Below are 3,651 nucleotides of genomic sequence, written 5' to 3' on the forward strand. Positions count from 1 at the left end.
GCCTACAGGATAAAATACAATACCTATAGGCCGCATGAGGCGCTGGGATATGATATCCCGGCTAATTATTATAAACTTGAAAATCTGGTGGGACTAACTTTAAACTCGAAATAGTTGTTCCGAAAAAGTCGAGCAGGACACAGCGCTCCTAACATATCTCCACATAATACACTCCTCTATGCTTCTAATATCAAGGCAAAATGCCCTGCGTATTCACCATGCCTGTCTTATAAATTCGTTTCGTGCATTACTAATGCCTGTTTAGTTGTTTGCCTTGCCCTCGCAATTGAGCCTTTCAGGGGTTTTTAAACTGGTGCGGCAGAAGCTCAGAAATGGAGAATTTTTTTATTCCCTTTTCAGATATAAGATATATTTCAATGTCCGGCGCAAATTCGGCAAGCATCTGCCTGCACGCTCCGCACGGAAAACAATAATCTTTATTTCCTGATACGATTGCCAGCGCCTTGAATTTTTTTTCGCCTTCCACAAGGGCATTGATAAGCGCAGCCCTTTCAGCGCAAAAGCTCAACATCAATGAGGGGTTTTCTATATTGCAGCCGTGGTAGATTTTACCATCGTTAGTTATCAGCGCAGCTCCAACTGTAAACTTTGAGTAAGGCGCAAAGGCCTTTTTTCTTGCTGCTTTTGCTTCGTTTACTAATTTATCAATGTCTGAAGGAAGCATTTTAGTTATTTTTCCAGCAGCTTCTTAACGTTCTCGCTCATTTTTATTGGTGAGGTTATTGTCTTAGGAAGAAATATAGTGGCGCCGGCATTTTTTGCCTGCTCAATAACATCAGGAGTGCTCCTTGCCGAAAAAACTATTACCGGAATATCTTTATGCTGCGGCATCTGCCTGATAAGGGCTGTGAGCTTAAAACCGTCCATGGGTTCCATGAAAAGGTCGAACACAGCAAGATCCAGATGCTCTGCCTGAAGTATCTTTATTGCCTCTACCCCGTTCCTTGCCTCAAGAACAGTGAAGCCATCAAGGATGAGTTTGCTCTTGTTCATCCTCCTCACAGCATCATTGTCATCAACTATCAAAATCCTCTTCTTTGAAGAAACGGATGTCTTTTTCTCCAATTCTGTCAGGAAATTTTTCAGTTCAACCTGCCGCTCAGCACTCATGTCAGCAAACTGAAGCCCCATGCCTATTCCTGCCTGGCAGTGCTCCACATGAGCCTTCAGGTCAACTTTATGGCTTCCTATTGAAACAGAGATATCAAGAGTGCTTCCAACCTGAAACATGCGGTCTGTATGAACATACACACCGCCTTCGCTGATATCCACTGTATTAAGCATTATGGAATTATTTATCAGGACATGCTGATTGAAGGGGATACGTTTCTGTTTTCTGTTTTCAGTGCCCATTAATAATATTTTATGCCTCTTTCACCAACCTTGCAACCATATTACCCACCTCGGTTGTTGAGTAGCCCATCTGCCCTGCTGCAAGGCTTTTAAGATGCTTCCCTGTTACTTTCATTACAGCTTTTTCTATTGTCTTGCCTGCTTTTTCTTCTCCGAGATGCTCAAGCATCATGCCTGCTGCGCATATTGCAGCCAGCGGATTGATAACATTCTTTCCTTTATATTTTGGCGCAGAGCCCCCTATCGGTTCAAACATTGAAACGCCCTTCGGATTTATGTTTCCGCCTGCAGCAATGCCCATTCCGCCCTGTATCATTGCGCCAAGGTCAGTGATAATGTCTCCGAACATGTTGTCAGTGACAATCACATCAAACCACTCAGGGTTTTTTACAAACCACATTGTTATTGCATCAACGTGCGCATAATCAACCTTTATGTCAGGATATTCTTTTGCAACTTCATAGAAAGTTCTCTCCCATAGGTCAAATGCGAATGTCAGCACATTTGTCTTTCCGCAAAGCGTGAGCTTCTTCATCTTGTTTCTTTTTTTGCAATATTCAAATGCATATCTTATGCACCGCTCAACACCTTTCCGGGTGTTTATGGACTCCTGCACAGCAACTTCATCCGCTGTGCCCTTTTTCAAAACGCCTCCTGCTCCTGCATATAATCCCTCTGTGTTTTCTCTGACAACAACGAAATCTATGTCTTCGGGTTTTTTATCTTTCAACGGACAATCCACCCCCGGATAAAGCTTAACAGGCCTTAAATTGACATACTGGTCAAGTTCAAACCTCAACCTGAGAAGGATGCCTTTTTCAAGAACGCCCGGCTTTACGTCAGGATGTCCTATTGCGCCGAGATAGATTGCATTGTGCTTTTTGAGTTCTGATACTGCATTTTCAGGCAAAACCTCTCCTGTCTTTAAATACCTTTCTCCCCCAAAATCATAATATGTGAGATTAAGCTTGAACCCGAATTTTTCTTCTGCCGCGTTCAGGACTTTAATCCCTTCTGCGATAACCTCCGGTCCCGTGCCGTCCCCGGGTATAACTGCAATGTTGTAAGATTTCATAACTGCTCTCCTTAGCTAACCTCCGGCTATTATACGAATTTGTATTGCAGAAAAACAATCACATCTCCCGCCCGCTGGAGGATGTGCCTGTGCTTTTTCTCTCGCTGTTCATTTTTATCCCCAGAAGATTCCCGTGGCGTCTTCATCTATTTCTTATAATATTTTGTCTATATTTTTTAGCGACCTTTGGGTATTGACAAACACAATCATTTTCTGTGATTCTATGAGTGAGCGGTAAGACCGTTGCAGGCTGTTCGGGGTGCTCCCTTCTATATGTTGGCATGAGCCTCGACATAAGAAGCCTGTAAGGCACGCTCAATTTTGTTTCATAGGTATTGCTCTTCAAAAGCTACCTTGTCCCTGAAAATATCAAACCATGTGGTATCTTTCTTCTCATATTTCCTGAATATTCCCCAGCTAAAAAGGTCGACCGCCTGTAACCCATGATATTGACGGGAGTTTTCGTGTTTGATATCAAGCGGAACTTTCCCCTTTTAACTGCCTGAAAACATATTGATTGAAGTCCCATACCTGCTTCTGTGTTTTGCTTTTATCGAGTACCAGGATCACCTGCTCCTGCGCTTTCTCAAAGGGAATTTTGTCAAGTACGAGACGCGAGATATAGTTGTAAACCCTTTCCTTGTCCTTTGCAAGTCTCTCATAAACTCGCTTCTTGTTGAGCGTCAAGGCATAGACAGCAAATTTCAGGTCCTTCACTTGAGTATAGAAATACTTCTTGATCGCAAAAACTGTCTTTGCACCCTTCAGTTCATCGGCAACCGATTTCTTTCGGTTAAGCTTCCTCGTCAACGTTTTCTTGACTGCCTTGACCAGTAAGCGGTTATTCTCCGGCCCCTTTACTGCAAGGATGGTTACGGTGAAAAACTTCGACGGCTTCTTGTTCACGAAGTCAAACCCCAAGTCTCCGCTTTCATCAAGATACAGATAAAGCATTTATAGTTTTTCCCTAACTCTACAAATTATAGACAATCTCAATCCTCGCACTCTGCATAAGTGCGGGATCAATCTCCCGCCCTCTGCGCGGGGGATGATGGGGCTGTCACTGTAGGGTTTGACGAAATTAGGAACAACTGGTAAGTTAGTCCTCCGGAAGGAGGAAGCAGATGGCAAGAAAGAAATGGAGCGCAGAAGAGAAGCAGAAAATGGTATTGGCAGGCTTGAGGAATGAGGCGTCAGTAGCA

General features: G+C 43.5%; 5 protein-coding genes. All 5 read right to left on the reverse strand.

Annotated features, from left to right (window positions below; genetic code table 11):
* Positions 1-295: 295 nt before the first annotated feature.
* The 5 genes from cdd to HY035_00025 all read right to left on the reverse strand — a co-directional run bounded on the left by cdd (position 296) and on the right by HY035_00025 (position 3,403).
* On the reverse strand, positions 296-685 hold the full coding sequence (gene cdd, locus HY035_00005; protein MBI3376773.1) for a cytidine deaminase: 390 nt from the start codon (positions 683-685) through the stop codon (positions 296-298).
* 5 nt (positions 686-690) lie between these two features.
* On the reverse strand, positions 691-1,374 hold the full coding sequence (locus HY035_00010) for a response regulator (protein MBI3376774.1): 684 nt from the start codon (positions 1,372-1,374) through the stop codon (positions 691-693).
* Positions 1,375-1,384: 10 nt separating this feature from the next.
* Positions 1,385-2,449, reverse strand: coding sequence for a 3-isopropylmalate dehydrogenase (locus HY035_00015; protein ID MBI3376775.1), 1,065 nt, complete (start codon positions 2,447-2,449; stop codon positions 1,385-1,387).
* A 326-nt stretch (positions 2,450-2,775) separates the two neighbouring features.
* On the reverse strand, positions 2,776-2,922 hold the full coding sequence (locus tag HY035_00020; GenBank protein ID MBI3376776.1) for a hypothetical protein: 147 nt from the start codon (positions 2,920-2,922) through the stop codon (positions 2,776-2,778).
* 1 nt (position 2,923) lies between these two features.
* Positions 2,924-3,403, reverse strand: a complete 480-nt coding sequence (locus HY035_00025; GenBank protein MBI3376777.1) for a DUF3800 domain-containing protein — start codon at positions 3,401-3,403, stop codon at positions 2,924-2,926.
* Between the last annotated feature and the right edge of the window lie 248 nt (positions 3,404-3,651).

The organism is Nitrospirota bacterium, from assembly GCA_016195565.1.
In the GTDB taxonomy this organism is placed as follows: Bacteria; Nitrospirota; Thermodesulfovibrionia; order Thermodesulfovibrionales; family UBA1546; genus UBA1546.